The 257-nt window shown below is 55.3% G+C and carries 1 rRNA gene; it reads right to left on the bottom strand.

Features of this window, described 5'->3' with window-relative positions:
- Window positions 1–257: ribosomal RNA gene (locus tag Afil_RS10880) — 23S ribosomal RNA — on the bottom strand; the annotation flags it as partial.

The raw sequence follows: 257 nt of genomic DNA on the forward strand, positions 1-257 counted from the left end.
CCCGGGGCGGACGAACCTTCCCCCGGAATCCTTGGGCTTTCGGTGTGCAGGATTCTCACCTGCATCTCGCTACTCACACCGGCATTCTCACTTCCATGTCCTCCACATCCCCTTACGGTAATGCTTCCACGAACATGCAACGCTCCCCTACCACTAAATACTTCAGTACTTAATCCGCGCTTTCGGCAGACAGCTTAGCCCCGGTACATTTTCGGCGCAGGGCCACTCGACTAGTGAGCTGTTACGCACTCTTTCAA

Source organism: Allobaculum fili, assembly GCF_020969955.1.
In the GTDB taxonomy this organism is placed as follows: domain Bacteria; phylum Bacillota_I; class Bacilli_A; order Erysipelotrichales; family Erysipelotrichaceae; genus Allobaculum; species Allobaculum fili.